This window comes from Peribacillus sp. TH14 (genome assembly GCF_016651145.1).
Lineage (GTDB): Bacteria > Bacillota > Bacilli > Bacillales > DSM-1321 > Peribacillus > Peribacillus butanolivorans.
In genome coordinates this window covers 38,780-65,762 of sequence record NZ_JAEKEK010000002.1, presented here as the reverse complement: position 1 = coordinate 65,762, position 26,983 = coordinate 38,780, and the positions used below count along the sequence as shown (strand labels likewise).

Below are 26,983 nucleotides of genomic sequence, written 5' to 3'. Positions count from 1 at the left end.
GTTATTCTGAAATGAATAGCTTCTACAAATAAAGAAGGTGAATTAGCTTTGGGACAGCCAATACTTGAAATGAAGAAAATATCTAAAGCATTCAACGGTATCACGGTTCTTAACCATGTTGATTTCTCTATCAATAAGGGAGAGATACACGCCTTAATGGGTGGAAATGGTGCTGGTAAATCTACTTTAATGAAGATTTTAACGGGTGTTTATACAGCAGACTCAGGAGAAGTTTTAATTGAAAATGAAAAAGTAACAATCAATAGCTATGAGGATGCTAGAAAAAACTTTATATCTATGATCTTTCAGGAGTTCAGTTTAATTCCGACATTAACAGTTGCACAAAATATCTTTCTCACAAGAGAAGCCAAAACTTCTATTGGGCTGATTAATGATAAAGAACTTGTTCTAAAAGCAGAAAAAATCATAAATGAATTAGGTGTCGATATCAACCCTAATGACATTGTCCAGGAACTTGGAGTAGGGTACTGGCAAATGACAGAAATTGCTAAAGCGCTTTCTCAGGAAGCCAAAATATTAGTCATGGATGAACCGACTTCCTCGCTTACTCAAAATGAGATAGACATACTATTTATGCTTATGAATCAACTAAAAGCAAAAGGATATTCTATCATTTATATTTCACATAGAATGGATGAAATCTTCAAGATTTGCGACCGTATTACGATTTTACGAGACGGAAAGCATGTAGCTACAGATAACATTGAAAATACTGATATGGAATCTGTTATTCAGCATATTGTAGGGGCGAAATTTAATAAGGCCTTTGAATGGAAAGAAAGAAGTTATTCTAAAGTTGCCCAGCCGGTATTACAGGTAAAAAATTTATCGTCAGGACCAAAAGTCAATAATGTAAATTTAAGCATCTATCCTGGTGAGATACTTGGCGTGGCCGGACTGATGGGAAGCGGAAGAACAGAAATGGTCCGAGGCATATTTGGAGTAGACCCTAAAGATAGTGGAGAAGTCATTGTAAATGGACAAAAAGTAACCATAAAAAGTCCAACTGACGCAATAAATGCGGGTATAGCCCTTATTCCGGAAGACCGTAGGGTACAGGGATTAATCTTGGAGCACAGCGTGAAAGAGAACATGGTCTTACCAATCATTTCGAAGGTTAAAAGAGGCTTTTTGCTTGATGATAAAAAGTCCAATGAAATTACAAACAAGTTTGTTAAAAAACTTAATATCAAGACAGACAATATCTTCAAAAAGTCAGGTTTGCTCTCAGGTGGAAACCAGCAAAAAATTGTTTTGGCCAAGTGGCTGGCGAATGATCCAACGGTTCTTATTCTCGACGAACCTACAGTAGGGGTAGACATTGGTGCAAAATCAGAAATTATTGATGTCATTCGTGAACTTGCTGACAGCGGCAAGGCTATACTTGTTATCTCTTCGGAGCTTCAAGAACTGCTGGCCATGAGTGATCGTGTGGTCATCATGCACGAAGGAGCGATCATCAAGGAGCTCAATCGAAAAGAAATCGATACAGAGGAGGATCTTCAATATGCAATACAAGGTCACTAATAAAGTTGAAAACAAACCTAGAAACAATGTAACTACATCACTTAAAGGATTTGAATGGAGAAACTATATCGTTTATATAGCTTTTATAGGAGTATTATTCTATTTCTCGGTTAGCCTTTCTGACCAAGGATTCTTGAGCTCAGATAACTTTATGAATATAGTTAGACAAACAGCTCCTATCACAATCATGGCACTAGCGATGACATTTGTTATCAGTACAGGTGAAATTGACCTTTCTGTTGGCTCTATTGCCGCTTTATCTTCATTAACAGGTGCATTGGCCATCCAGGCTGGTTATGGAGCGATAGGTGGTGTAGCAGTTGGCTTGGCGACTGGGTTACTAGTTGGATTAATTAACGGATTGCTAGTAACAAGAGTACAAATCCCTTCCTTTTTGGTTACGCTTGGAACGTTGGGAGCTATTTCAGGGGTAGCGATGTGGATAACAGACACTGCACCGGTGCCGATCGTTGATGCTTCTTTTAACTTTATCTTTGGATCCGGTGACATTGGTGCAGTTCCTATCTTATTAGTGTGGACATTAATTCTGACTATTATTGCTCATATTCTATTGAAAAAAACACCTTTTGGAAGACAAACCCTTGCCACAGGCGGGAATGAGAGTGCCGCTCGTTTCTCAGGTGTAAAAACCATGAAAATTAAACTCATAGTCTTTCTTGGGACGGGCCTAATGGCGGGTTTGGCAGGTTTATTATATGCGGGACGTATGCATGCAGGGAGGTATACATTTGGTCAGGGCGATGAGCTATCCGTTATCGCAGCAGTCATTCTTGGCGGAACAAGCTTATTTGGCGGCGTAGGAACCATCGTTGGGACTGTAGTTGGATCGTTGATGATTGGAACTATTAACAACGGATTAATAATCATGGGCTTAGATGTGAGCCAACAGATGATTGTTAAAGGAATGATCATTATCATGGCTGTAGCGTTCGGTAAGAAAGCTTTGAAAAGATAGTAAACGATTCAATACTCACTTGGTTTCAACCACTAGAGCAGGGATGAGAAGTGAACAAAAAATCAGGTGGGAAATATTGAAATGGGTTTTTATCGGGCCACTTACATTGAAGTAATCAGAAGACTCAGCTTTGTTTGAGGTGGTTTTTTTGCCTGAGAACGGTTTAGATTTTTCAAACGCTAAGTTTATATTTTGATTGATAGATAATATATACCACAATCCAAAATGTAATCGATTACATTTCATTTAAATGTTTATACCTGGAAATAACAACTTCTTTAAGCATTTAAAGGATCGTTCTTGGGATTGGGTATCTCTTTATAGGAATCTGCAACGATAAAACTTGATAATTGTAGGAATACTAGCACAACCCTGTACATCGATAGCACGTCTAGCACACAAGATACCACTAACGATCAGTTGAGAGTATAGAAAACTAAATGATACAGGTTTAGTTTCACATTATTCCTTTTTAGGAGGTGATTATTATTCTAGGGTTTTAAAGAAGGCTTTTCATCAGTTCGAATTGGAGGGTAAATAATGAAATTGGGATATCATACGAATACCTGGGGTGGAGTAATTGGCCATCCTGCAGGAGTCACTTCAGTGAAGGATTTATTCTATCTAGCAAATGGGTCAACAGAGGAAGCGTTAAAAGATATAGCAGAAGCAGGCTATCAAGGTTTTGAGATCTTCGATGGAAACCTAATGGAATACAAAGATCGAGTGGAAGAATTTAAGTCTTTGATACGGGAGAATTCCTTAGATTTTATTGGTGTGTACACAGGTGGGAATTTTATCTTTCCTGACATATTAGAAGAGGAATTATCAAAAATAGAGGCGGTAGCTGCTTTGGCATCAAAAGCGGGCGCAAAACACCTTATAGTCGGGGGAGGGGCAATCCGTTCGAATGGTATCCTGGATAGCGATTACATAGCGTTAGGGAATGCTCTTAATATTGTCTCAGACATTGCTGAAAAGTATGACCTTATAGCAAGTTACCATCCACATTTAGGGACAAATGTACAGTCCCCTAAGCAACTGGATAAACTAATGCAATTAACAAAGATAAATCTCTGCCCGGATACTGCTCATATTGAAGCTGGTGGTGGAGAACCGATAGATGTTATAAAAAAGTATTCGGATCGTATTAAATACGTTCATTTAAAAGACTACCATAATGGGGATTTCTTACCTTTGGGAGAGGGTCACCAAAATTTTGCCCAGATGCTGACCGTTTTGGATGAAGTGAACTATGATGGCTGGGTTACTGTCGAATTAGATAGCTACCCTGATCCAAAAAAAGGGGCAGAGATTAGCCGTCATTTTCTTTCTAAGTTTGTGAAGATAAATAACGTATAGGTTAAAGGATATGAAAGGGGGGTTATTATGAAGAAGTTTTTGTCGGTATTCCCTATGATTTTGTTGATTACCTCTTTTGGACTAGTTGGCTGCAGCCAGGAAAGTTCGAACAGCACTGAAGTTGAAAATGCCCCAGAAGCAAATTCATCGGGTCCGCTTACCATTAACACTGAATTACCGAGTGATCAGAAAATTCTTAGTAAAGGTCCTCATGGGGAAACTGCAGTTTCAGCAACAACATTAGAACTTTCAGAACAGGATATGGAAAAAATTAAAAAAGGGAAATATACTGCAGCAATTGTAATGCATTACGCGGGTAACGATTGGGCAAAGGCACAAATCGACGGTCTGAAATCATCCTTCAAAAGAATGGGCGTAGAAATTGTAGCCGTTACGGATGCACAATTTAAACCAGAGAAGCAGGTTTCAGATATAGAAACTGTTCTAGCAAAGGATCCTGATCTTATCGTAAGTATTCCAGTAGACCCTGTCTCGACTGCTGCAGCATATAAGAAAGCAGTTGAAGCTGGAGTCAAGCTTGTGTTTATGGATAATACACCTAGTGGTCTGGAAGCAGGCAAGGATTATGTGAGTATTGTTTCTGCAGATAACTATGGAAACGGCGTGGCCGCAGCAGATATTATGGCTGAAAAACTTGGTAAAAAGGGGAAGATCGGTATGATTTTTCATGATGCTGACTTCTTTGTAACAAAACAACGTACAGAAGCATTTGAAGCAACCCTTAAAGAAAAGTATCCCGATATGAAAATTGTTGCACGTGGAGGGATAACTGACCCGAACCAGGGAGAGAAGGTTGCATCAGGTATGCTGACAAAAACCCCCACTTTAGATGGAATCTTTGTTGTTTGGGATGTACCTGCTGAAGGAGCATTAGCGGCAGTTAGAACTGCAGGTAGAGAAGATATGATCATAACAACAATTGATTTAGGCACAAATGTTGCTTTGGATATTGCATCAGGTGGGCCAATTAAAGGTCTAGGGGCACAGCTGCCTTATGACCAGGGTATCGCTGAAGCTATCCTTGCTGGCTATGCTTTACTTGGAAAAGAAGCACCTGCATATATAGCAGTACCAGCTTTAACAGTAAATAAAGACAATATTCTGGATGCATGGGAACTGGTATACCATACAGAGGCACCTAATACAATCCAGAATGCAGGAAAGTAAATACTTATTGATCGCTAATTTAATAATAGGAGGAGAATAAAATGAAGAAATTGAATATAGGCATGATTGGTGGAGGATTTATGGGGAAAGCGCATGCACTTGCATATGCGGGGATGCCGATGTTTTTTTGGCCGTCACCAGCAATCCCACATCGTCATACTTTAGTAGATATTACAGATGAATTAGCTAAGGATGGTGCGCTGCGTCTAGGGTTTGAGAATTATTCTTCCGATTGGAGAGCGGTAGTAGAAAATCCAGACATTGATATTATTGATATTGTTACTCCTAATGATTCACATGCAGAAATAGCGATTGCTGCTGCTAAGGCTGGAAAGCATATTATTTCAGAAAAACCTTTAGCAAGAGATGCTAAAGAGGCAAAAACCATGTTAGAGGCTGTACGTGAGGCAGGGGTCAAGCATATGGTTGCTTTCAATTATAGAAGAACACCAGCTGTTGCATTGGCTAAAAAATATATTGAAGAAGGAAGAATTGGAAGGGTTTTGAACTTTCGGGGTACTTATCTACAAGACTGGTCTGCAGACCCTAATTCACCTTTATCATGGCGATTCCAGAAAAAAATCGCAGGATCTGGCGCTCTAGGAGATATAGGAACTCATGTAATCGACTTTGCACGTTACCTGGTCGGTGAAATCACTGATGTTAATGCACTTGCAAGAACATGGATTCCTGAGAGGCCAGTTCAAACAGGTGGTGTCGACAAATTAGGTACTATCAAAGGGTCTGAAGGTGTACCAAAGAGTGCTGTAGATGTAGATGATGAGTTTACTACATTGGTAAAGTTTGAGAACGGAGCAATTGGAAGTATTGAGGCTACACGCAATGCATGGGGTCGTAACAACTTCTTAACATTCGAAATTCATGGCGACAAAGGTTCAATTTGTTTCAACTACGAGCGCCGTGATGAACTCCAAGTTTGTTTCTCTGACGACCCAGGCGATGCCAAAGGCTTCAGAACAGTTTATACTGGTCCGGCCCATCCATACGGAGAAAGTCTTTGGCCAATTCCAGCGTTAGGCATCGGCTATGGTGAAACAAAAATAATCGAAACTTATGATTTTATTAAATCAATTGCAGAAAACACAGCTGTTTCACCAGACTTTAATGATGGGTTTCAGATTGCAGTTATTTCTGATGCAATCCTTGAATCTGCTGAAAAAGGTGCATGGGTGAATCTGCAACAAAACCTTGTAAATGTAAAATAAATAAAGGGAAACTCCATCAGTAGAAGGTTATTTCATTTACACTTAAACAGGCCAGTCCTGAAATAAATTGGTAAACCTGCAGGTTTCATTATATGAGCTATGTTATTTGATAATACTTCTGTGTTTTTTATCTCTAATATATAAAAAAAGGGTGACTATTAAAACAAGTCACCCCCTTTTTATTGCATCCCCTCATTAACAAACCTTAAGACTCACACAGTTTTGACCTGACGGAGTTAACTAATTAGAAGTACTAATCTATTTTTGAGAAAAAGTAAAATTAATGGGTGAAAAATTGTCCATATACAATAAGTATAAAGATTATAAATTTTGTGAAAAAAGTTGCAATTAATAATGTAATCGATTACAATTATTCTTGTAAAACAGTTTATTACTTAAACAACCTAATAAGAATAGATAGATAGCATAAATCTCTATAAATGTAATCGATTACATATTTTTTTACTAATTCACACGAAATCAAGGAAATAAACGAAAAAAAGGAATAAAACCCAACTCATTTTTTGTAATCGATTACAGAAAATCATATGTTACTGGTTAAGGAGGATCACACCATGGAAAAAATTAAAGTGGGAGTCATTGGAAATGGTTTTATTGGACCTACTCATATTGAAGCTATTAGAAGGCTTGGTTTTGTGGAAGTGATCGGGCTAGCAGCGAATGGTCAGGAGGCCGCTGAAAAAAAGGCGGCTGAACTCGGGATTGCAAAAGCCTTTGGCGATTATCGCGATATGCTAAAAGATAGTGAAATCCAAGTGGTACATAACTGCACACCGAACCATCTTCACTTTACAATCAATAAAGAGATTATTTTAGCAGGAAAGCATGTTGTTTCAGAAAAGCCTCTAGCTATGTCAAGCCAAGAGTCAGCTGAATTGTTAGCGCTCGCAAAGGAAAATAAAGTCGTGCATGGCGTCAACTTCAATTATAGGCAATACCCGATCATGAAACAATTGGCAGCAATGATAAAGAATGGCGAGTTGGGCAAAGTGAATCTTGTGCACGGAAGCTACTTACAAGATTGGTTATTATATGAGACAGATTTTAATTGGCGGTTGGCTTCGGATGTAGGCGGAAAATCACGAGCCATCGCGGATATCGGTTCCCACTGGTGCGATACCGTCCAATATGTGACCGGAAAACGGATTACGGAAGTATTCGCTGATTTAGCAACAGTCATTCCAGTAAGAAAGAAACAAAAACACAACGGATCCACTTTTGGAACGGAAAAAGAAGAAAATAAGAATTATGAAGATGTTTCTATCAATACAGAGGATTACGCATCCGTTCTTGTACGCTTTGAGGATGGAGCCAAAGGGGTGTTTACGGTATCTCAGGTAAGCGCTGGCCGGAAAAATAGGTTGAGCTTTGAGATCAACGGAAGTCAACATTCAGCCTTCTGGAACCAGGAGGAACCGGAGAAATTATGGATTGGCCACCGTGAAAGACCGAATGAAATCCTTCAGGCAGATCCTGCTTTGTTCTTACCGGAAGCCAAACAGGCGATCCACCATCCAGGCGGACATAATGAAGGTTGGCCGGATGCAATGAAGAATATGATGCTGAATTATTATTCCTTCATTCGTGAAGGCAAGGATCTACTAAATGAACAAGTTAATTTTGCGACATTTGAAGATGGTCATATATCCATGTGCATTACTGATGCGATTTTAGAGAGCCATGAACAACAAAAATGGGTGAAAGTCCAGGGAAGGCAGGAGTATCTATGAAACTAGGTGTATTTACCGTTCTTTATCAAAACCTTTCTTTTGAAGCGATGTTGGATAAGCTTTCCGAAATGGGAGTAGATGCGGTTGAATTGGGTACTGGAAATTATCCGGGGAACTGTCATTGCAACCCGGATGAGTTATTAAGCCCTGAAAAAGTTAAAGAATTTAAACGTGCGATTGATAGTAGAGGAATGACTATCAGTGGTCTAAGCTGTCATGGGAATCCACTTCACCCGAATCAAAAGGCTGCGAAAGAAGCACATGACACTTGGAGAAAAACCGTTTTATTAGCGGAACGGTTAGAAGTTCCTGTCATCAATGGGTTTTCAGGCTGTCCAGGTGATCATCATGAAGCAAGGTTTCCAAACTGGGTAACATGCTCCTGGCCACCTGAATACACCGAGGTTCTAGATTGGCAATGGAACGAAGTCGTAATTCCCTATTGGAAAGAGGAAGCTCGATTTGCCAAGTCACACGGCATCAATCAAATCGCACTTGAAATGCACCCAGGGTTTGTTGTGTACAACCCGGAAACATTACTGAAGTTAAGGGAGCATGTAGGACCGATTATAGGAGCGAATTTTGATCCAAGCCATTTGATCTGGCAAGGAATAAATCCGGTTGAAGCCATTAAAAGGCTTGGAAAAGACAATGCCATCTATCATTTTCACGCGAAAGATACGTATTTGGACCAAGCTAATATTAGTGTGAATGGCGTCCTGGATACAAAGCATTACAGTGATATCTTAAATCGCTCCTGGACATTTAGATCTGTAGGTTATGGACAAGACGAAAAAGTTTGGAAAGATATTGTAAGCGCTCTACTCGCAGTAGGATATGATTACGTTGTTTCGATCGAGCATGAAGATATGCTTGCGTCGCTAGATGAGGGCCTAGGCAAGGCCATTTCGTTATTAAAAGGGGCCATGTTTAAAGAGCAATTAACTGAAATGTGGTGGGCATAAGGCTCACCATTCCTTAACTTTATAATTCGAGGTGATTAATAGTGAAAGCAATTAAAGGAACGAAACGCGGTCTCTTCGGCCTTCCTATCACCATGATTTGGGGATATTTAGCAACAATGATTTTTATGGTTGGGGACGGACTTGAGCATGGATGGCTGTCTCCATATCTTATTGAACAAGGTTTTACCGTTCAACAGTCTGCTACCTTATTTATGGCATATGGGGGAGTTTTGGCTATTGCCTCCTACTTTTCCGGGGTTCTGACAGAAGCCTGGGGAGCAAGAAAAGTGATGGTTTTAGGAATGATCATCTGGTTGATCGGTCACATTGCTTTTATAGAGGCTCTTCAAAGTATTAACTATTCAGTCATGTTGCCTACCTATGCTTTACGCGGATTCGGATATCCATTATTTTGTTACTCTTTCTTAGTGTGGGTCACGTATCGCAGCCCTGGTAAGGTCCTTGCGACAGCAATCGGAGTCTTCTGGGCAGCTTGGATTGCGGGGCTTTATGTAATCGGAAGTTATTTCCCAGCATTTATGCTTCCTAAAATTGGGCATGTAGGTCTTCTATGGAGTGCAGTTGCTTGGGTTTTAGTCGGTGGTTTAATTGGAATTTATGTTGTCGGACGCGATACAGGAGCTAAGAAAGGCAATCCAAAGGAAAAGTTCAAAAGCTTAATAAGTGGACTAACCATTTGCTACGAGAATCCAAAAGTAGCAATCGGTGGTATTGTTCGTACGATCAATACGACAGGTATAGGTGCACTGCCAATCTTTTTCCCGTTATATTTATCTTCCGAATACGGATTTAGCACAGAGCAATGGCTGCAAGTATGGGGAACGATGTGGTTAGCTAATATTGTTTTTGATATTGTTATCCCGTATGTCAGCGATAAATGGTTAGGCTGGAGAAAAACGGTTATGTGGATTGGAAGCTTTGGTTCGGGTGTAATGACTCTGGTTTTGCTTTATACGCCACAGGTTTTCGGGGGTAATTTTTGGATGATGACTCTTGCAGGAGTATTTCTTGGAGCTGCACTCACAGGTTACGTACCAATCACTGCAATTGTAACTTCACTTGCACCGGATAAGAAAGGGTCTGCAATGGCTGTTGTAAATTTCGGAGCAGGATTATCTTACTTCATTGCACCGGCAATCGTTGGGGCATTCATCGGCAGCATCGGTGTGGAAGGTGTGATGTGGGTATTCGCCATCTTGTATTTTATTAGTGCATTCTTAATGAGATTCATGAAATTGCCGCACGAAGAAAAGCAAAAACAGAAAGAAAATGCTTTTATTGACAAAAATCAAGCAAGTTAAAAGATAATAAACACATTATATATTAAAAACTATGAAAAATAAGACCTTTATTAATAGGAGGAGAAAACCATGAAAGCAGTTATTTTTCCTGGAGACAAAAAAGTAGAAATAAGAGAAATGGAAATCCCGACACCTGGTATGGGAGAAGTTTTAATCCAAATGAAAGCATCTGCGATTTGCCGCAGTGATATGAGTTTATATTATGGAACTTCGGTTTTTGAGGGTACAAAACTTGGTTCTATTGTTCCAGGTCATGAACCTGCGGGAATTATAACAGAATTAGGAGAAGGGGTAACCACTTTTAAGACAGGAGACCGTGTTGCGGTTTATTTAGCACTAGGATGCGGGGAGTGTGCCCATTGTAAGAGTGGTTACAAAATGTTCTGTAAGGAATTCAAGTGCATAGGATTTGATTCCCACGGTGGAGACGCAGATTACATGGTTGTTCCGGCTGAAAACTGCATGAGGCTTCCCGATGATATGAGCTTTTTAACAGCTGCCGTTTCAACTGATGCTGTCGGAACGTTATTCCATGCCCAAAAAAGGCTAGCGATTTCTGGTAGAGACAAACTTGTCATTTTTGGAATGGGTCCAATGGGGGCCGCCGGTGTAATGATCGGAAATGCCCTGGGTGCGACTGTAATTGCAGTCGATATGCTCGATGAGCGCTTAGAAATGGCGAAAGAATTAGGCGCAGCCTACATAATTAATGGGAAAAATGCAAACGTACAAGATGAAATTTCCCGCATTACAAATGGGCTTGGTGCCGATGCAGCGATCGATTGTTCAGGAAGTCCTTTCGCTCAGAATGATGCGCTGGATTGCGTGAGAGCCCATGGACGGGTTGCCTTTGTTGGTGAAAGCAAGGAAACTACGATCAAACCAAGTGCACAATTAATCCGTAAACAAATCTCTGTCATAGGGTCGTGGTATTTCCCAATCCAGGAATTTGACGAAATTACGGAATTCATTGTGAGAAAAAAACTCCCTGTTGAAAGATTGGTGACCCATAAATTCAGACTGGAAGAAGCAGAAACAGCGTTCCAACTATTTGATGAAAGAAAAACGGAAAAAGCAGTATTTGTTTGGGAATAATATTAAGCTATACAAGTGAAATACTTATTAGCTCTCATTGCCGGTCCGAAGTACAGGGATAAAATAACAATCGTTAGATAATATCATTCGAAAAGAGGTTATATATCATGAAGGGTATTTCGTTTAATACTTGGGCATACAGCAGTTTTCCAACTTGGGTTCCTTCCTATCCGCTAGAGGAGGTAATAAATAGGATTTCATCATTTGGTTATGATGCGATTGAGATTGGATGTGCAGCTCCTCATGCCTGGCCGGACTATTTATCACCGGAAAGAAGGAAGGAAATTTTAAAACTTTTAAAAGAAAAGAACTTAAAGGTATCATCGATGCTTCCTGCACCAGGCGGCGGACCGGGTAATAACCCAAGTTCACTTCTTGCAGAGGAACGAAAATTTACGATCAACCACTATAAAGAGGTTGTCCGGTTGGCACACGAGTGGGAATGCCCGACAGTTATGTGGATTGCAGGATGGGCCTCATTTGGCATGTCTCAACAGGATGCCTGGAATTACAGCTTAGAAGGTTTAGGGGAAGTTGGTAATTATGCCAAAGAGTTAGGTGTAACTATGGTTGTTGAGCCAACCCCTGCAGATAGCAACCTGATTGAAACAGCAGATGATGCTTTGTTATTAAGCGAACAAACCGGTTTATCCAATGTCAAGGTAATGTTTGATACATTCCATGCTTTGTACAGAAACGAAGTACCAAGTGATTATGTATATCAAATGAAGAATAAACTTCACCATGTCCATATTTCGGACAATGACCGTCTCCCTCCTGGCCAAGGAAGAGGCGATTTTACGGCCGTACTTAAAGCATTAAAAGAAATCAATTATGATGGGTATTTATCAATGGAAGTAGGATTTCATACAAGACAAGCAGAACCAGATTGGTACGCAAGGACTTCGATTGAATACTTGAAAGCTAAATTAAGTGAGATTGATTATTTATAAAAGGTATTGTTATGAAATATCTTATTTGACCAACAGATATAAAAGTAGAGGATGATCAAGAAACAGATATTAAGATTATACTGAAATAGTAGATAATGAGAATAAAATAATGAAGTTAAAAAAAAGGTTTGAAAGAAAATGATGATACACTAATAAGCAAACTGTTTGAACAAAATGAGGGTTGGGTTAATGTATGGACCGGTTTAAATAAGTATCCTGAATTAGGTGTAAAATTGAGGGGAGCATTAGAGTTTAAACTCCATTCGATGATTTAAGAGAGCCTTTTGGCTCTTTTTATTTTGAAAAAGTTTTAACTTTGTAAATTTGTGTTTTGCTGTCCTACCCTACCCCTACAGGGATTATTTCTATTAGGATCAGGGTCCTTTGCTTACTCTAAGCTATATTTATATTATGTAAACTAGAGAGGATAAAGTTTTCACTTATTATAAAACGGATTTACATAAATATGGGGATGCCTGTACATTATATAGAAGGATATGAATTCCTTTGTAATAGGGAGGTGATTAGATGTTCTTCAAAAAACGAAAGATTAGAAATAATAAAGACAAACAGGCCGTGACTGAGAATTCACAAGATATTGGCCAGCTGTTTGCTAAGGTTAAAAAATCCAGTGATTTTAAACAATTTCCACTTACGGATGAATCGGGACATTTAATCATTTCTTACTACAATACACTGGTCGATCAACAACAACTCCAACTGAAAATTTTAATGATTTTCCGAGAGACCCCTTTTGAACTAGACAGGCTAGAGAAAATTGATGACATAAAGAAAATCATCGCAATAGAAGATATTGTAATAACGGATAATCGGAACGAAGCTGAATCAAAGTTACTTAAAGGGTATGCGATACTTCAAATGAAGGAAAATGATCAAAGGGTTGCTTTAATTCTCTTATCTAATGATAAAGCTGGATTGCGTGAACAAAATAACGTTGAAAATGAGTTTAGTGTGGTGGGGCCACAAATTGGGTTTCTTGAGAATATTGATGTAAATATCCATTTATTAAGACAACAAATAAATACAACTGATCTAATTACGAAGGAAGTAAACATTGGTTCTACTTCAAATACTCGAGTTATTATTGCTCATATTGATGGGATTACGAGTGAGCAGCATGTTAATACCATGACCCAACGGCTTCAAGATATTGATTTTGATGTCATTTTTGATACTTCTCTGCTGCATCAATTTATAGAAGATAATTCCCTTACACCGTTTCCTTTGCTTCTTCCAACTGAACGTGTGGATAGGGCGGTTCAAGCTCTTATTAACGGACAAGTAGCTGTTTTAAGTAGTGGGTCGCCATATGTCATTACAGGTCCTTCTACGATCATTGATTATTTTATTTCACCTGAAGATTACTTTCTCCCATGGATTCTTGCATCTTTTTTTCGTTTAATACGGGTATTCAGTGTCCTTTTCTCCATTTTTGGAACATCTATTTATATAGCCGTTATCACTTACCATTACGAGATGATTCCAAACGATTTATTCGGTTCACTTAGTAGTTCTCGTTATAATGTCCCGTTTCCGCCGGTATTAGAGGTGATTTTTCTGGAATTCACGATTGAACTATTACGTGAAGCGGGAGTCCGGTTACCTACAAAGGTAGGACAAACATTGGGAATAGTGGGCGGTATTGTTATCGGCCAAGCGTCAGTTGAGGCGTCCCTTACAAGTAATGTCTTACTCATTATAGTCGCCTTATCTGCCTTAGCTTCCTTTACTACCCCAATTTATAAAATGTCGAACACTATACGTTTTTTACGTTTTCCTTTAATTCTCTTCGCATCTATTTGGGGGGGACTAGGTGTCGTTATCGGGATTGCCTTTTTACTCATTCACCTTACACGGTTAGAATCTTTAGGAACACCCTATACCGTTCCACTTTATCCTTTTAGGCCTGAGGATTTAACGGACAGCCTGATCCGTTCCTCTTATAGTAAAACATCCAAAAGGCCAAATTACTTACGTCCTAAATCAATTTGGAGATACCACCCACATAATCACAAAAAAAAGAAAAGTGATTTTGATGAATAACCAGGAAAGGATAATAAAGGTGAATTAAATGAAATTATGTTTTCTGTTAACTTTTAGCTTAACTTTCTTTTTATCAGGGTGTGGTATACATGAGAGGATCATTGATGAAGTTCAGATAATTGAAGCTCTAGGATATGATCGGGAAGAAGGCAAAGTCAAAGGAATTGCTATTTATCCTACTTTCGCAGAGCAGGGGAAGGTCAAATTGAAGATTTATAAAACGGTGTCTGATTCATATGAAGACATACTCCCGACCATGAATGCAAAGTCAGCCTATCCTATTGAGACAGGAAAATTAGATTTTCTATTGTTCGGCAAGGAATATGCCACACAAGGGATCGAAGATGTTATCACTAATTTTGCCCGAAATCCAAATACGGGGAGTCGAATGCAGTTGGGCATTGCTGAAAACAAAGCCGAAGATATACTTCAATCCAGTGCACATGTGAATCTTCCATTCCATTTAAGTGAAAAAATCAATCAAAACATTGAAAGTGGTAATTTGCCAAAAATGAATCTGCACATGTTTTTGAACAGTTTTCATCAAGAAGGGAGGGATCAAATTTTACCTTATTTTATCCTAGAGGAAGATCAAATTAAAATTGACGGGTTAGCCTTATTAAGGAACGGGAAGTACATAAATCATATTAATTTAAGAAAGTCCTTTATTCTAAAAACATTAATTGATGGGTCTCAAAATGGGCAATATAAAACCAAAATCACACAAAATAAAAAGGAGGGTTTTATTCTCTTAAAAAACCTGGATGCAAAAACTACATATACGGTTGAGAAAAGCGAAGGCATTCCGAGTATATTCATCGATTTAACCATCCATGCAGAGATTGAAAAAGCATCATCCTGGTTTGATTTGAAAAAAGATAAAGATATTGTAAAATTGGAACGAATTTTAAATGAACACTTTAAGGAAGAGGTCCAACGTTTAATTTCACTGGTACAAGGATACAATGTAGATCCCATTGGGTTGGGAGACAAGGTTAGAGCCGCCTCAAGAAATTGGGACTATCAACGGTTTATGGAGGACATATACTCAGAAGTAAAAACCACTGTACACACAAATATTGACATCCTAAATACAGGTATTGAAGAGTAAATCTGCATGATAAGAGGAGGAACCACGTGAAATCATTACTAGACGAACGACATTTAGTATCTTCCTTTTACGTTTTCTTTCTGATCTACACGAATATTATTGGCATAGGAATCATGAGTTTTCAACGAGATATAACGAAGGACGCAGGTTATGATGCATGGATTTCCATCATTTTATCAAGTATAAGCATTCATATACTAGTTTGGATGATCTATCGTATTCTTGGAATTGCTAATAATGATGTCATACATGTTCACAAATTTTGCTTTGGAAAATGGATTGGCGGACTGTTCAACATTTTTGTGATTTTCTACTTTCTTATATTAGCGTTAATTGTTTTCCGTGTTTATATTGAAGTTGTTCAAGTTTGGCTGTTTCCCTTAATGAAGACCTGGCAAATAAGCCTCATTCTTCTAGTACTCATTTATTACGTTGTATCCGGTGGATTCCGCGTGATTACTGGAATGTGTTTCTGGGGAACTATCATACCTTTTATTATCCTGTTTCCCCTTAATTTTTTTTCATTGGAATTTGCCAATTTTCACAATTTATTACCCGTCTTTAACCACTCTGTGAAGGAAATCGTATCATCCTCTAAAGCTATGTTGTTTCAGTATGTTGGCTTTGAGACCTTATTCATGTTCTACCCATTCATAAAAAATCCAGACAGATCACAAAAATGGGCCCATTTTGGACTTTTGTTCTCAAGCTTACTTTATCTAATAATAGCACTCATCACATTTGTCTTCTTTAGTGAAGGACAATTAAACCATACAATATGGCCAACATTAGCTCAAATGAAAATTGCGAAATTCCCTCTAATAGAAAGAGTCGAATTTATCGTTGTTTCGATTTGGTTACTTCTCGTATTACCCAATATCAGTGTGAAAATATGGGCAGGTTGTCGTGCTATTAAGAAAGTAATAAATGTGAAACAACGTATAAGTCTGTTCATTGTACTGGTCCTATTCTTTATTTTAGCTAATGTGCTCAAAGAGTGGAGTCAAATAGAGCGATTGAATGATATGTATTCAAACATTGCTTTTTACTTTGTGTATCTATATATCCCTTTTCTCTTTTTGTACATTCATATTAAGCATAAAATAACTAAGTAGGATAGAAAGCTTCTAGAAACTTATAATACAATCTGGGCAGATCGTTTTGTAAGGATTCAACAGAAAAGGTCAGCAGTTACATTTGGGAAGGTGAACCATTCCAAATCACAGAAATTACAATGGATGATCCTAAACTAAGTGAGGTTTTAGTTCGCCTTATTGCGTCGGGGATTTGTCACACTGATGTTCTAACACAAATCAAGCTTACCATTATATATTTCTCCATTGGTTTTTGTAAATTTAGGTATCATAACGCATTTTGGTGGTTGAAGTTAATTAGGGGGTTTGTAGGAATGGGAGTAAGTAGGGGAGGTGCAATTATATTTGGAATAAGCCGAAGAATCTTAGTTTTAATATTAATTACAGATTTAAATAAGAAAAGAAAATTGAAGAGAACCATTTGATTAATTAATGATGTGTACTTCTTAAACTAATGAGTGCGATACTTTAATAAGAGGTATCGTATTTTCTAATTGAGCTCCCATGAAAATTAAAAAAGCTCAAAATCCAGAAAAAACCACAACAAAATAGACCCAGTAAAAACGCTTTTTAAAAATAGGTTGAGCCTTATGAGTGATCTAATTGAGTTTGGTAAATCGTTAAACAAAAACCTCCAATCATTGCAAATTAAGTAAAGGCTAGCGCGACGATCAAAAAAGGATTAATCTCCCATGAGTGCTACCCATAAAGGGCGCGACAGTCGGTGGTACACCGTGGTCGTCGGAGTCAGACTAACGGATGGGCTCAAAGGTACCATAGTTCAACGACATTCTTCGCCAGCCATTAAAACATTATCGACATAGAGACCAATTTTCATTCTCTGTGGTGAAGCGCTGATATTTGCGCTGATTGCTAACGGGTGCTTTAGCTGAAAACAGGAGCTGTTTTTAAGGCAGCACATTCTTTATGTACCAGCATTTTAGTTGAAGAAAAAAATGATTTGATTAGTGTTGAATTAAAAACTAAATACCCTAACTATAGCTTATACCAAGGCGTAACTGCCGGGCAGGAACAAATATTTAGACAGTTGGTCAGAATATATTGAATAAGAAAAAAGAGTCGGCAAAGCACTCTCCTCTAAAATTCCCCGTGTTTAACTTAATAAGTATTTATTCAATGCTTGTTGTAAAGTTCCTAATGTTTGTGCTTTTTCATTTAATCTTATTCCTACGTTTATCATACTACTAACCACTTCAGCTCTTAACCCGGTAATCACAGTGGTACATCCCATTAATGAAGTGCCGTCTATAATCTTCATTAAATGATCAATTACATCGGCCTCGATTTCCATAATTCCAGATAAGTCCATAATCAATGTTTGAATACGTAATTTTCCAATCTCTATTAAAACTTTTTCCTCGAGAATATTCGTTCGGTAAAGATCAACCGCACCAATAAGAGGCAAAATACATATAGTGGGTGTTATTGGTATTATAGGCACTGAAAGATTTTCAACCAATTCTTTTTGAGCCATTATCAACGAATCTTTGTATTGAGAATATGTAATAAAAAAAACATTTAAAAATCTGTCTACCTGATTATTAACTTGTTTTTCTACCGAAAAAAATTCTTCAGTAATAACCTTATTCTTTACCTCGTTATATTCTTGTAGGAACCTCCACAAGGTCCTTCGAATGGCTTGCACCCACTCTAATTTGAAAGTTAATGGAATTGCGTGTGTCGCCCAAGCTATACCTTCTTGTGTAGCAAATGATTGAAGCTCCTGTTCTTTAGCCTCAATAATGTATTGAATCAGCCTATGGGCATTATTTATCAGGTCAATATTACCGATCGTTAAAATTTCTTCAATTTTTTCTTTCACATTAGATGCTTCGTTTAATAATGAATTTTCAAAATCCGCTTTATTTTCTTGGATGAATTCCAGTAATTTATATGTATCTAGTGACCCCTTCATAATTTAATCCCCCTATTTTTTATATACCAAAACTTTAATTACCCTGTAATTATAATTACTAAACCCGTTTACACTATAATAAGCTTCTACTTTAAAAGGAAAATGGATGTATTTATGTTAATTGAATCTTGTTAAGATTTTTACTTAAACTAACGGGCGTTATCTGAAGATCAGAGCTCTCTTTAAGGCAGCTTTTTCTTTATGCAACTAAAGGGGCAGGTAAGTTTAACAATGGGATTTATAAGTCTTACATTTTACAACGTAGTCAGGCCCCCCCATCAACCATTATGAGGGGGGGCTAATTTAATTTTTTTATATTAACAAATTAGGTAGAGCTAATCTGCAAATTTACACTCCAACCAAGTACTGTTCCAACCGTAGGTTAAGAAAATAAGTGTTATTATATTGGCTACATATCGTTAAAAATCAGACTTTATTATTGTATTTAATGCTTTTTTTAGTACTACTTTATCATTATCCGACAAGTTTTGAAGAACCTTATTATTCAACTTAATTGTTGCAGCTTCAACTTCATCTCTGATTTCTTTAGATTTTTGAGTAGCCATCACTAAAACATTTCTACGATTTTTTGGATCTACCGAACGTTCTATTAATTCAGCTTTTTGCATTTTATCTAATATCCCAGAGACAGTAGGGGCTTCTAAATATACCATTTCTCCAATTTGTTTAGGGGATAATTGTCCTTCTCTCCACAAACAATTCAACACACCATATTGAGCTGGTGTTACTCCAAATTCCTCTAAAAGCTTGCTGAAATATTTAAAAACTTTATTCTGACTAGCACTTAGTAAAAAGTTCATGCAATCTTTTAATTCCATAGTATCTCCTCCATATTGACATTACCTATAATATCATGTTAGTTTTTGTAATGAAACATTTTTGTTGCAAAAATGTTTTGTATCAAAAAGGAGGTAGATATCTATGAATACATTCAAGGCAATTATTGTAAAAGAAAAACATGATCAAGTAATTTATGGTTTGGAAGATGTTAATCTTGACAGTCTTTCGGACGGCGAGGTTTTAATTAAGGTGTCATATTCTTCAATAAACTATAAGGATATGTTAGCTGTTCAAAAAAATGGAGGAGTTATTCGGAATTACCCAATGATCCCCGGAATTGATTTAAGTGGAACCATTGTTCATACAACAGATAATCGTTACACAGAGGGACAGAAAGTTGTTGTTACAGGTTTTGCTATGGGGATGAGCCATACAGGAGGATTTGCAGAATATGCTAGAGTCCCTGGAGATTGGATTGTTCCTATGCCAGTCAACTTATCCTTAAAAGATGCTATGGTTTTTGGAACAGCAGGGTTTACGGCTGCCCTTTCTATCATAGCTTTAGAGGAGAAAGGTATGGATATAATTAAAAACCCTAGGATTCTAGTCACTGGTTCAACTGGTGGAGTAGGTAGTATTGCTTTACAAATTTTATCTAAAATTGGTTACAAAAATATTGCTGCTTTAGTTCGAAAAGAACACCAAATAGAGGTAGCTATATCTTTAGGAGCTACCGATGTCATTTTTGTAAATGAATTAGGAGTGCAAAATAAACCATTAAATAAGCAAAAGTTTGACTTTGTCCTAGATACTGTTGGTGGGGAAATTGCTTCTGTATTAATTCCTCAAATTTCTTATGGTGGAAGTATGAGTATGTGTGGGAATGCAGGTGGTATAAAACTAACATCAACAGTATTGCCGTTTATACTTAGAGGAATTAACCTTTTGGGAATTGATTCTGTAAATGTACCAATCAAAGACCGTGGTTATATTTGGGAGAAAATAGCGAATGAATGGAATATTTCTCAAACTACTCTAATAAGTGAAATTTCACTTGAAGAATTACCTCAAACGATTGAAGCGATTAAAAATGGTCACCATTTGGGAAGAACAATTATTAAATATTAAAAAACATTTAACCTTTTTCAAGAAGTAAACAACGCTTATCTTAGTTAGCTGAAGATCAGAGCTGTCTTTAAGTCAGCTTTTTCTTATGGAACCATCGGGGCAGCTAGTTGAAGAGTACATAAGGAGTTATTCAACAATTGGGCCAGATTGCGAAGGAAGAATTGCTGACTTTACAAAAGGTAAATTAGTAAGGATAAATAGTGGTGAACCGAAAAGAAGGAGCTTTTAAGTGAAACTATTATTTGGAATTTAATGCATAATATTGGAACGAATGCCTATTTCAAACGTAAGTAATGTAAAAGACTTAAATATTACATGGAGGGAAGTTTTATGCAAGTTCCAAAGACTTTCTCCATTATGAATACAGCAAGAGATGAAGTAGCACTCATTACGAAAAAGGTGTTCAGCATTTTACCAAAGTTTTGGTTGAGGTGAATGGTCGAGAGGTATTAACAATAAAGAAGGAATTTCTTCTTAAAAGCACGATATACAATTGATGCGGCAGACATTGAAGTACATGGTAATTGGTTGGATATGGATTTTCAAGTTTTACAGCATGGTAAAATCGAGGTGAAGTGGGCAAGGAGTGGTTCACTTGGGGCGATAGCTACAGGTTCAAATAATAGATGAAGAGATGGAAACCATTATTATTGCACTCGTTGTTGCAATTGATTGTGTGAAGGCTGATCAAGCAGCTGCTTCATCAGCAGCGTCGATTTAAAGTAGAAGTGTAAAATAAAAAGGCTGACAGTTTTTAAAAAATCACAGCTTGAATATGTGCGGTGAATCGTATCATAAGTATATGAGGTTTTTATTCTATACAAAGAAATAAATGACACCTAGACTGCACTATGTCTAGGTGTCATTTATTTTGTCATGAGATGTATCCGAGGTCTAAAGAAACGGTGTTAGGAAATTTTGTCCTTGTAAAGAGCTTCACTCAAGTTAGTTTCATTGTTTTGGTCACTTGATTTGGATTTATAAAAATCTTGTTTATCCAAGAATACGGTGGCCAAGGTACCCCCAACCAGACCCCAGAATGGTGCTCCAATATGGAGAATAGAGATCCCAGAGATTGTGATTATAAAGGAAAAGAGGGCGCCTGATTTGAATGGACCAGAGAAACTCATTTTCAAAGAGTCAACCAGTACACTAATCATGGCAACGCCACCTAGTAATTGAATTAATGAGGTAGGAATGACATATGGAATTTGCGAAGCTATTGGAGAGAAAAGAGCTAATAGACAGGATAATACTCCTAATACAATAGCAGCGACATACCTATGTTCAAGTTTGCCTGATTCTTTATTAACAAGTAAGCCCGTCATGGGACCTGCAATACAGGCTGGGTGACCCCCAAAAAAAGCATTTATAATGGTACCGATTCCGCTCCAATTGGTCATGGCATTGATCGGTGGACGATAGCCATGGGTCTCTAACATAGCAATCCCTTGGGCATTTTGAATGGCAATAACCGTTAAGAGTAATGGAATGACAAGTTCCCCTACAACGGAAAAACTAAATGATGGAATTATAAAATGGGGAATGCCCATTGTTATATGGATAGGCTGTACAGAAACGTTCGGCAAAAATTTAAGACAAAGAATTGCTGCAATGATCGCCCCTAATATAGGCGGAAACTTTTTTGAAAATCGTAAGAAAAAAGAAAGAGCAAGAAAGACAAGTAAAGGGATTCCGTTGAGTAAAGGATTTTTTACAACCGAGCCGATCATTTCAGTTCCGAAAGGGAGTAAGACGCCTGACACCATCCCCATCATAACTGGCATAGGCAAAACCTTCATCAATTTTGTAACAAGGCCAGATAATCCTAAAAGAAAAATAAGGATCCCGGTTATAATATAGGCACCAACCACTTGGTTGAAAGAATAATGGGTTAAGCTTGAGCCGACAAGAATGGCTCCAGGTATTGAAAAGGCATAGCCTATGGGTTGCCCATAATATAAGGAAACGATGAGCGTTAGGAGTCCCCCCATTCCATAAATGGCGAAAATCCATGAGCTGGTTATGCTACCAGACAAATGACCTTTTGCAGCAGCTTGTAAAACAATTAATAATGGTCCTGCTGAACCAAAAAGCCAGGCCACAAATCCATTCGATATATTCCCAACTGATAAAAGCTTTGGAAATTGTATGGTGTTTTTTTTGAACAACAAAGTCACTCCCCTTCAACTTATGAATTACACTACATCGTAGTGTATACTTAATTTATCAATACTTAAAATATCTGTTTTATCTTTTTACTATATCTTTTAGGTATGATGGAGGTTTCATCTTGGATATTCGACAGTTAAAATACTTTGTCACTATAGCAGAAGAAGGTAAGATCACGACAGCTGCAAAGAAATTAAATATTGCTCAACCCCCTTTGAGCAGACAACTCAAACAAATGGAAGAAGAGCTAGGCGTCATTTTATTTGATCGAGATAACAAAAGTCTTAATTTAACCTTGGAGGGGGAAAGATTACTTCTTCGAGCAAAAGAACTTTTAAATAAACTTGATGAAACAATGGTAGAAGTTCAAGAATTGAGGAAAGACACCAGTGGGATTTTATCTGTTGGATCCAATCTTTATTGTGCATCTTTAATTCTTTCCAAGGTGGTAGATATTCGTGAGAAAAATCCTGGTCTTACTTTCAAAGTATGGGAAGGTGAAACGATTCATCTCATAAAAATGTTATCTAAACGTCAGATTGAGATTGCGATAACAAATAGTTCAATAACGGAAAAAAGTATCTCTCAAATGACATTGGAAAGTGACCCATATGTGCTTGTTTTGCCTGAAAAATGGACGTGGAGTGGATCAGAACAATGCAGGTTAGAGGAAATCATCGATTTGCCATTGATTCTTCTGCGACCAAACTATGGTTTAGGTGCGTATGGACAAATTGTCAATGAATTTCAACGGTTAGATTTAGAACCAAATATACTGTGCGAATGTCAGGATTTAATTATGTTACTTGGTCTCGTTTCATCGGGGTTTGGTGCAACGATCTTACCGCTCTCGTTATTATCCCTCCATTCATTGGGAGGATTGAGAGTCATTCAGCTAAAGGATCAGACCTTAATATCTGAACCCAAAGTAATTTGGAGGAAGAATAGTTATTTATCAAAAGCAGCAAAAGAATTTTTAAAACTTTTTTAGACACCAAAATTATTTACTCAAAAGTAAAAGACTTCAACGTTGAAAAATGGCAAAAATGGCAAATAAAATGAAACAGGTATTAGTTTTGACTGTGGTAAAGTAGATCTTTAAATGAAAAATAAAATATATCATGGTTTTATAACCTCATTTAGATTCGTTACGGGGAACCGTATCATAAGTAAATGAGGTTCTTAAATAATCTATATTAAATGAATATCCGCCCACTTTATAGGCTTCTAAAAATTCTTACTTATGCTCAGGATGAAAAAGTTACACTAAACTTAAAAATACTCCCCTTTAAAGGAGACAGATTTATTTTCTAACCAGGCTGCTGGACGGGAGCAAATCATAATAGTTTTTATGTTAGTTCTAAAATTGACTGCAAACGTAAATTCAGATGCTCTCATTCCCCGTCTTTGGAGAAACATGGAAGTTTGAATCACTTTATCGAAACTCCCATGTTTCTCCTGGACTAATAAACCCACAGCATCCATCACGATAGAAAAATTTATCGAGAACCAGGCACTACAAAAAATTTTCATCATATATAGGTGATATCCGTTCGGATTTGATGAGGAGGATATCATGCAACCTATGTTACCTATGGAAAAATATTTTGGGCAGTTTGAACTGGTGCATGCTTTTTATGGGGCTATGCCTACAGGTGTCAGCATTTCCGAAACCGGTCGTATTTTTGTATGCTTTCCGAAATGGGGAGACGACGTTCAATTTACTGTGGCGGAAATTGTTGAGGGTGAATTGCAGCCTTATCCCAGTGTAGAAACCAATTTAGTTAATACTGGGAATATTACGATGTCTTTCGTCAGTGTCCAAAGTATCGTTGCTGATGGAAGAGGAACACTTTGGGTACTAGATACAGGGGCACCAAATTTTTCTGAACCTATTCAAGGGGGAGCAAAATTAGTTGCTGTTGATTTAAGCACGAATACAATAAGGAGAGTATATACCTTTACAGAAGATGTTGTCTTGCCAACAACTTATCTGAATGATGTCCGTTTGGATTTTCGGGTTGGAAGAGCAGGCTATGCATATATAACGGATTCTTCTTCCAGAGGGCCAGGGGCTATTATCGTCGTAGATTTAGAAAATGGGAACGCGTTTAGACGGTTAAATGGGGCAATATCAACTTCACCTGATCCCTATTTTTTACCGAAAGTAGAAGGTGAAATTTTGATGAATCGAAACCCGGACCGCTCGACTTTCCCATTTAGATTGGCTTCCGATAGTTTAGCGATTTCTCCTGATGGAAAGGTTTTATTTTATGCTCCGCTAACCAGCCGTCAGCTGTTCTCGATCTCAACAGAAGCCCTAAGAGACAGAAGGATACAGGACCTGAATTTATCCCAATATGTGCAGTATTGGGGGGAAAAAGGTGCGTCTGATGGAATGGTCACCGGCGCAAAAGGAACCGTTTATGCGGGAGACTATGAAAACAATAGTATCCGGAAGATATTGCCGAATGGCGCAATGGAAACCATCGCACATGACCCGAGAATTTTATGGCCGGATACTTTTTCGATTGGCCCCAATCAATACTTATATGTCATTGTGAATCAATTACATCGGCAGGCGAGATTTCATTATGGAAGAGATCTGCGAGAAAAACCATATAGTTTACTTCGTATGAGAATTGATGAATTCCCTGCTCCTACCTTTTCATAGTAATCGTAAACGAAGGTAGCTATCCCCCATCAGGGAGCTGCCTTTTTTGTCAGATATTCCCCCCAACTGTCCTATAATAAAGAAGTGACTTAACTCAAATTGAAAAGCCTGCTTCATCTTAGATTTAAAAATATAAATAAAGCACCATAGGCATGAAGCTACATAAGTATCAACTTACGGTAAGAGGAAAAATTTTGAACAAAACTAGGAGGTAATCATGGGAAGATTAGTTCACTTCGAAATTCATGTGGATGACATGGAACGGGCAAAGAAATTTTATGGTGAGGTATTTGGATGGTCATTTCAAGATTGGAGTGATTTCGCAGGAATGCCTTACTTGGGAGCGGGGACTGGCGATGAGAATGAACCTGGGATTAATGGTGCTTTGATGCAGCGTCAAAGTCCTCTCCCGGAAGCGGGCCAAGCTCTTAATGGGTATGCTTGTACAATGGGTGTCGATAATTATTACGAAGCGGAAGCCAAATTCGTAGTAGATGGTGGCGGCGAGGAGCGCCGCCATAGGAGTTTCTTATGGAACTAGCGGGTGCGTCAGTTCATTAAAAGATAAAAGGAGAGTACATATTATACAAGGCTAATATGTGTTCTCCTTTATTTATTAAGGTTTTTTATAATTTAGGTCTTGATAAGCGGAGCATTCCGCCTCTCGTAGAATATATATAATCAAATAAATAGTGAAGGTGATTTTACTTTATCTGAAGAAATTCTAGAGGAAAAAAGGAATATGACACCATAATTATTTATGACTACGAAGATTATCCTGACATCGTTAGTGGTCGCTATGACAATTGCGGTAACACTTAGTTTGAAAGTTCGGTTAAATATATTCGTAAATGCAGAGAGTGTGGCATGAAGAAATCGATTTAACCCTATTAAGAAAGAAGTAAAATTAGTTAAAACACAACAGCTTATAGATTGGAGCATCTACATTACCATTATTCCTCTGTTTTGCTAAGGACTTTCTATAATATACCCCTAAAAAAAGCAATGTATCTCAAGTTTGAGAAATTCATTGCTTTTTTTCCATTTGCCCGTACCTCTGTGTAATCTGTCTGTTTTCACATCCATGAGTTGACTTTATTGTTGAGGAAGGTTTAGGGCTGTATTTGCTGTATTTAAATCAACTTGTAATTGTTCACTTAAATCATGTGGATGATAGTAACCTTTTGAAATCATATAGTTACTTATCTCTCCGTGTCTTTCTACAGCGACACGAAGCTGTTCTCTTAAGGCTGCTTTCAATTCAGGTGTTTTTGTTTCTGTAATGGCAAATGCAATATTTCTAATTCCTGATTTTGCGGATATTAAGAAGTCCGTTGCAATCACCTGATCAGTCATGCCACCCATCCCCGCCATATTTTGCAAAAAATTTGTCATTACTGTTCCCCTCGATTTGTCAGAATTTCCTGCAGTTTATGAATATCTTGTGTCCCAGTGCTCATGTCTTTTAATAGAATATTTTGTAGTTCTGTATCCTGCACTAAACTGCTCATTGAAGAGGACTTTGTTAGACAAAGACTCTTGAAAGTTAAAATTTCGTGCGCCTCTAAAGTTTCATGCAGTCCTAAATTTTTGGTCATGATTTTTCACTCCATTTCT

21 protein-coding genes and 3 pseudogenes are annotated in these 26,983 nt (G+C 37.7%); 19 read left to right on the top strand and 5 right to left on the bottom strand.

The features are described 5' to 3' along the window. The first annotated feature begins 48 nt into the window (after nt 1-48). From JFU50_RS28275 to JFU50_RS28215, 13 genes are all read left to right on the top strand, one after another. Nucleotides 49-1,548: a sugar ABC transporter ATP-binding protein gene (locus JFU50_RS28275; RefSeq protein ID WP_201225246.1), complete on the top strand. Its 1,500-nt coding sequence runs from the start codon at nt 49-51 to the stop codon at nt 1,546-1,548. Further along, nucleotides 1,529-2,524: an ABC transporter permease gene (locus JFU50_RS28270; RefSeq protein ID WP_201225245.1), complete on the top strand. Its 996-nt coding sequence runs from the start codon at nt 1,529-1,531 to the stop codon at nt 2,522-2,524. Before JFU50_RS28275 ends, JFU50_RS28270 begins: the two co-directional genes overlap by 20 nt. A gap of 540 nt (nt 2,525-3,064) precedes the next feature. After that, nucleotides 3,065-3,886 (top strand): sugar phosphate isomerase/epimerase family protein, encoded by an 822-nt coding sequence (locus tag JFU50_RS28265; protein ID WP_201225244.1) that lies wholly within the window; start codon nt 3,065-3,067, stop codon nt 3,884-3,886. 27 nt (nt 3,887-3,913) lie between these two features. Next, entirely contained in the window at nt 3,914-5,074 is a 1,161-nt protein-coding gene (locus JFU50_RS28260) for a substrate-binding domain-containing protein (protein WP_201225243.1), read from the top strand. Nucleotides 5,075-5,115: 41 nt separating this feature from the next. Next, nucleotides 5,116-6,300, top strand: a complete 1,185-nt coding sequence (locus tag JFU50_RS28255; RefSeq protein WP_201225242.1) for a Gfo/Idh/MocA family protein — start codon at nt 5,116-5,118, stop codon at nt 6,298-6,300. 575 nt (nt 6,301-6,875) lie between these two features. Then, entirely contained in the window at nt 6,876-8,051 is a 1,176-nt protein-coding gene (locus JFU50_RS28250; protein ID WP_201225241.1) for a Gfo/Idh/MocA family protein, read from the top strand. After that, the gene (locus JFU50_RS28245) at nt 8,048-9,016 is read left to right on the top strand and encodes a sugar phosphate isomerase/epimerase family protein (RefSeq protein WP_201225240.1); all 969 of its coding nucleotides are present in this window, start codon (nt 8,048-8,050) and stop codon (nt 9,014-9,016) included. Before JFU50_RS28250 ends, JFU50_RS28245 begins: the two co-directional genes overlap by 4 nt. A gap of 41 nt (nt 9,017-9,057) precedes the next feature. Continuing rightward, on the top strand, nt 9,058-10,338 hold the full coding sequence (locus JFU50_RS28240; protein ID WP_342366375.1) for an MFS transporter: 1,281 nt from the start codon (nt 9,058-9,060) through the stop codon (nt 10,336-10,338). 69 nt (nt 10,339-10,407) lie between these two features. Continuing rightward, nucleotides 10,408-11,433 (top strand): zinc-dependent alcohol dehydrogenase family protein, encoded by a 1,026-nt coding sequence (locus JFU50_RS28235; protein WP_201183713.1) that lies wholly within the window; start codon nt 10,408-10,410, stop codon nt 11,431-11,433. 107 nt (nt 11,434-11,540) lie between these two features. Continuing rightward, on the top strand, nt 11,541-12,386 hold the full coding sequence (locus JFU50_RS28230; protein ID WP_201183716.1) for a sugar phosphate isomerase/epimerase family protein: 846 nt from the start codon (nt 11,541-11,543) through the stop codon (nt 12,384-12,386). Nucleotides 12,387-12,914: 528 nt separating this feature from the next. After that, nucleotides 12,915-14,450 (top strand): spore germination protein, encoded by a 1,536-nt coding sequence (locus JFU50_RS28225; RefSeq protein WP_201183719.1) that lies wholly within the window; start codon nt 12,915-12,917, stop codon nt 14,448-14,450. Nucleotides 14,451-14,478: 28 nt separating this feature from the next. Further along, nucleotides 14,479-15,561: a Ger(x)C family spore germination protein gene (locus JFU50_RS28220; protein ID WP_201225239.1), complete on the top strand. Its 1,083-nt coding sequence runs from the start codon at nt 14,479-14,481 to the stop codon at nt 15,559-15,561. A gap of 26 nt (nt 15,562-15,587) precedes the next feature. Then, nucleotides 15,588-16,676, top strand: coding sequence for a GerAB/ArcD/ProY family transporter (locus JFU50_RS28215; protein ID WP_201183723.1), 1,089 nt, complete (start codon nt 15,588-15,590; stop codon nt 16,674-16,676). Between the two features lie 1,093 nt (nt 16,677-17,769). On the opposite strand, the gene JFU50_RS28210 is transcribed toward JFU50_RS28215, so the two are convergent. Both JFU50_RS28210 and JFU50_RS28205 read right to left on the bottom strand, forming a co-directional pair. Beyond that, a complete protein-coding gene (locus JFU50_RS28210; protein WP_201225238.1) occupies nt 17,770-18,591 on the bottom strand; it encodes an STAS domain-containing protein in 822 nt (273 codons plus the stop codon). 419 nt (nt 18,592-19,010) lie between these two features. Beyond that, the gene (locus JFU50_RS28205; protein ID WP_056519665.1) at nt 19,011-19,430 is read right to left on the bottom strand and encodes a MarR family winged helix-turn-helix transcriptional regulator; all 420 of its coding nucleotides are present in this window, start codon (nt 19,428-19,430) and stop codon (nt 19,011-19,013) included. A 103-nt stretch (nt 19,431-19,533) separates the two neighbouring features. Here JFU50_RS28205 and JFU50_RS28200 point away from each other — a divergent pair, with 103 nt between their 5' ends. Then, on the top strand, nt 19,534-20,520 hold the full coding sequence (locus JFU50_RS28200) for a YhdH/YhfP family quinone oxidoreductase (protein WP_056519667.1): 987 nt from the start codon (nt 19,534-19,536) through the stop codon (nt 20,518-20,520). Nucleotides 20,521-20,829: 309 nt separating this feature from the next. Further along, nucleotides 20,830-21,241, top strand: a pseudogene (locus JFU50_RS28195) (LURP-one-related/scramblase family protein); the annotation flags it as partial. A 187-nt stretch (nt 21,242-21,428) separates the two neighbouring features. Here the strand turns inward: JFU50_RS28195 and JFU50_RS28190 are convergent. Then, complete coding sequence (locus JFU50_RS28190) at nt 21,429-22,691, bottom strand: benzoate/H(+) symporter BenE family transporter (protein WP_201183728.1); 1,263 nt, start codon at nt 22,689-22,691, stop codon at nt 21,429-21,431. Between the two features lie 122 nt (nt 22,692-22,813). On the opposite strand from JFU50_RS28190, the gene JFU50_RS28185 reads away from it, so the two are divergent. The 4 genes and pseudogenes from JFU50_RS28185 to JFU50_RS31190 all read left to right on the top strand — a co-directional run bounded on the left by JFU50_RS28185 (nt 22,814) and on the right by JFU50_RS31190 (nt 26,251). After that, nucleotides 22,814-23,683 carry a LysR family transcriptional regulator gene (locus JFU50_RS28185; RefSeq protein ID WP_201225237.1) on the top strand — a complete coding sequence of 290 codons (870 nt, stop codon included), beginning with the start codon at nt 22,814-22,816 and terminating at the stop codon, nt 23,681-23,683. A 585-nt stretch (nt 23,684-24,268) separates the two neighbouring features. Further along, a complete protein-coding gene (locus JFU50_RS28180) occupies nt 24,269-25,366 on the top strand; it encodes an L-dopachrome tautomerase-related protein (RefSeq protein WP_201225236.1) in 1,098 nt (365 codons plus the stop codon). 217 nt (nt 25,367-25,583) lie between these two features. Then, nucleotides 25,584-25,868: pseudogene (locus JFU50_RS28175) on the top strand (VOC family protein); the annotation flags it as partial. A gap of 248 nt (nt 25,869-26,116) precedes the next feature. Continuing rightward, nucleotides 26,117-26,251 (top strand): annotated as a pseudogene (locus JFU50_RS31190) (hypothetical protein). A gap of 210 nt (nt 26,252-26,461) precedes the next feature. On the opposite strand, the gene JFU50_RS28170 reads toward JFU50_RS31190, so the two are convergent. Both JFU50_RS28170 and JFU50_RS28165 read right to left on the bottom strand, forming a co-directional pair. After that, nucleotides 26,462-26,761 (bottom strand): spore coat protein, encoded by a 300-nt coding sequence (locus JFU50_RS28170; RefSeq protein ID WP_095394806.1) that lies wholly within the window; start codon nt 26,759-26,761, stop codon nt 26,462-26,464. Further along, the gene (locus JFU50_RS28165) at nt 26,761-26,964 is read right to left on the bottom strand and encodes a hypothetical protein (protein WP_201183733.1); all 204 of its coding nucleotides are present in this window, start codon (nt 26,962-26,964) and stop codon (nt 26,761-26,763) included. Before JFU50_RS28165 ends, JFU50_RS28170 begins: the two co-directional genes overlap by 1 nt. Nucleotides 26,965-26,983: the final 19 nt, after the last annotated feature.

Bases quoted from the DNA above. Each gene is read 5' to 3' on its own strand.
- JFU50_RS28270 (WP_201225245.1), top strand. From the start codon at position 1,529: ATGCAATACAAGGTCACTAATAAAGTTGAAAACAAACCTAGAAACAAT.
- JFU50_RS28265 (WP_201225244.1), top strand. From the start codon at position 3,065: ATGAAATTGGGATATCATACGAATACCTGGGGTGGAGTAATTGGCCAT.
- JFU50_RS28260 (WP_201225243.1), top strand. From the start codon at position 3,914: ATGAAGAAGTTTTTGTCGGTATTCCCTATGATTTTGTTGATTACCTCT.
- JFU50_RS28255 (WP_201225242.1), top strand. From the start codon at position 5,116: ATGAAGAAATTGAATATAGGCATGATTGGTGGAGGATTTATGGGGAAA.
- JFU50_RS28250 (WP_201225241.1), top strand. From the start codon at position 6,876: ATGGAAAAAATTAAAGTGGGAGTCATTGGAAATGGTTTTATTGGACCT.
- JFU50_RS28245 (WP_201225240.1), top strand. From the start codon at position 8,048: ATGAAACTAGGTGTATTTACCGTTCTTTATCAAAACCTTTCTTTTGAA.
- JFU50_RS28235 (WP_201183713.1), top strand. From the start codon at position 10,408: ATGAAAGCAGTTATTTTTCCTGGAGACAAAAAAGTAGAAATAAGAGAA.
- JFU50_RS28230 (WP_201183716.1), top strand. From the start codon at position 11,541: ATGAAGGGTATTTCGTTTAATACTTGGGCATACAGCAGTTTTCCAACT.
- JFU50_RS28225 (WP_201183719.1), top strand. From the start codon at position 12,915: ATGTTCTTCAAAAAACGAAAGATTAGAAATAATAAAGACAAACAGGCC.
- JFU50_RS28220 (WP_201225239.1), top strand. From the start codon at position 14,479: ATGAAATTATGTTTTCTGTTAACTTTTAGCTTAACTTTCTTTTTATCA.
- JFU50_RS28210 (WP_201225238.1), bottom strand. From the start codon at position 18,591: ATGAAGGGGTCACTAGATACATATAAATTACTGGAATTCATCCAAGAA.
- JFU50_RS28205 (WP_056519665.1), bottom strand. From the start codon at position 19,430: ATGGAATTAAAAGATTGCATGAACTTTTTACTAAGTGCTAGTCAGAAT.
- JFU50_RS28200 (WP_056519667.1), top strand. From the start codon at position 19,534: ATGAATACATTCAAGGCAATTATTGTAAAAGAAAAACATGATCAAGTA.
- JFU50_RS28180 (WP_201225236.1), top strand. From the start codon at position 24,269: ATGCAACCTATGTTACCTATGGAAAAATATTTTGGGCAGTTTGAACTG.
- JFU50_RS28170 (WP_095394806.1), bottom strand. From the start codon at position 26,761: ATGACAAATTTTTTGCAAAATATGGCGGGGATGGGTGGCATGACTGAT.
- JFU50_RS28165 (WP_201183733.1), bottom strand. From the start codon at position 26,964: ATGACCAAAAATTTAGGACTGCATGAAACTTTAGAGGCGCACGAAATT.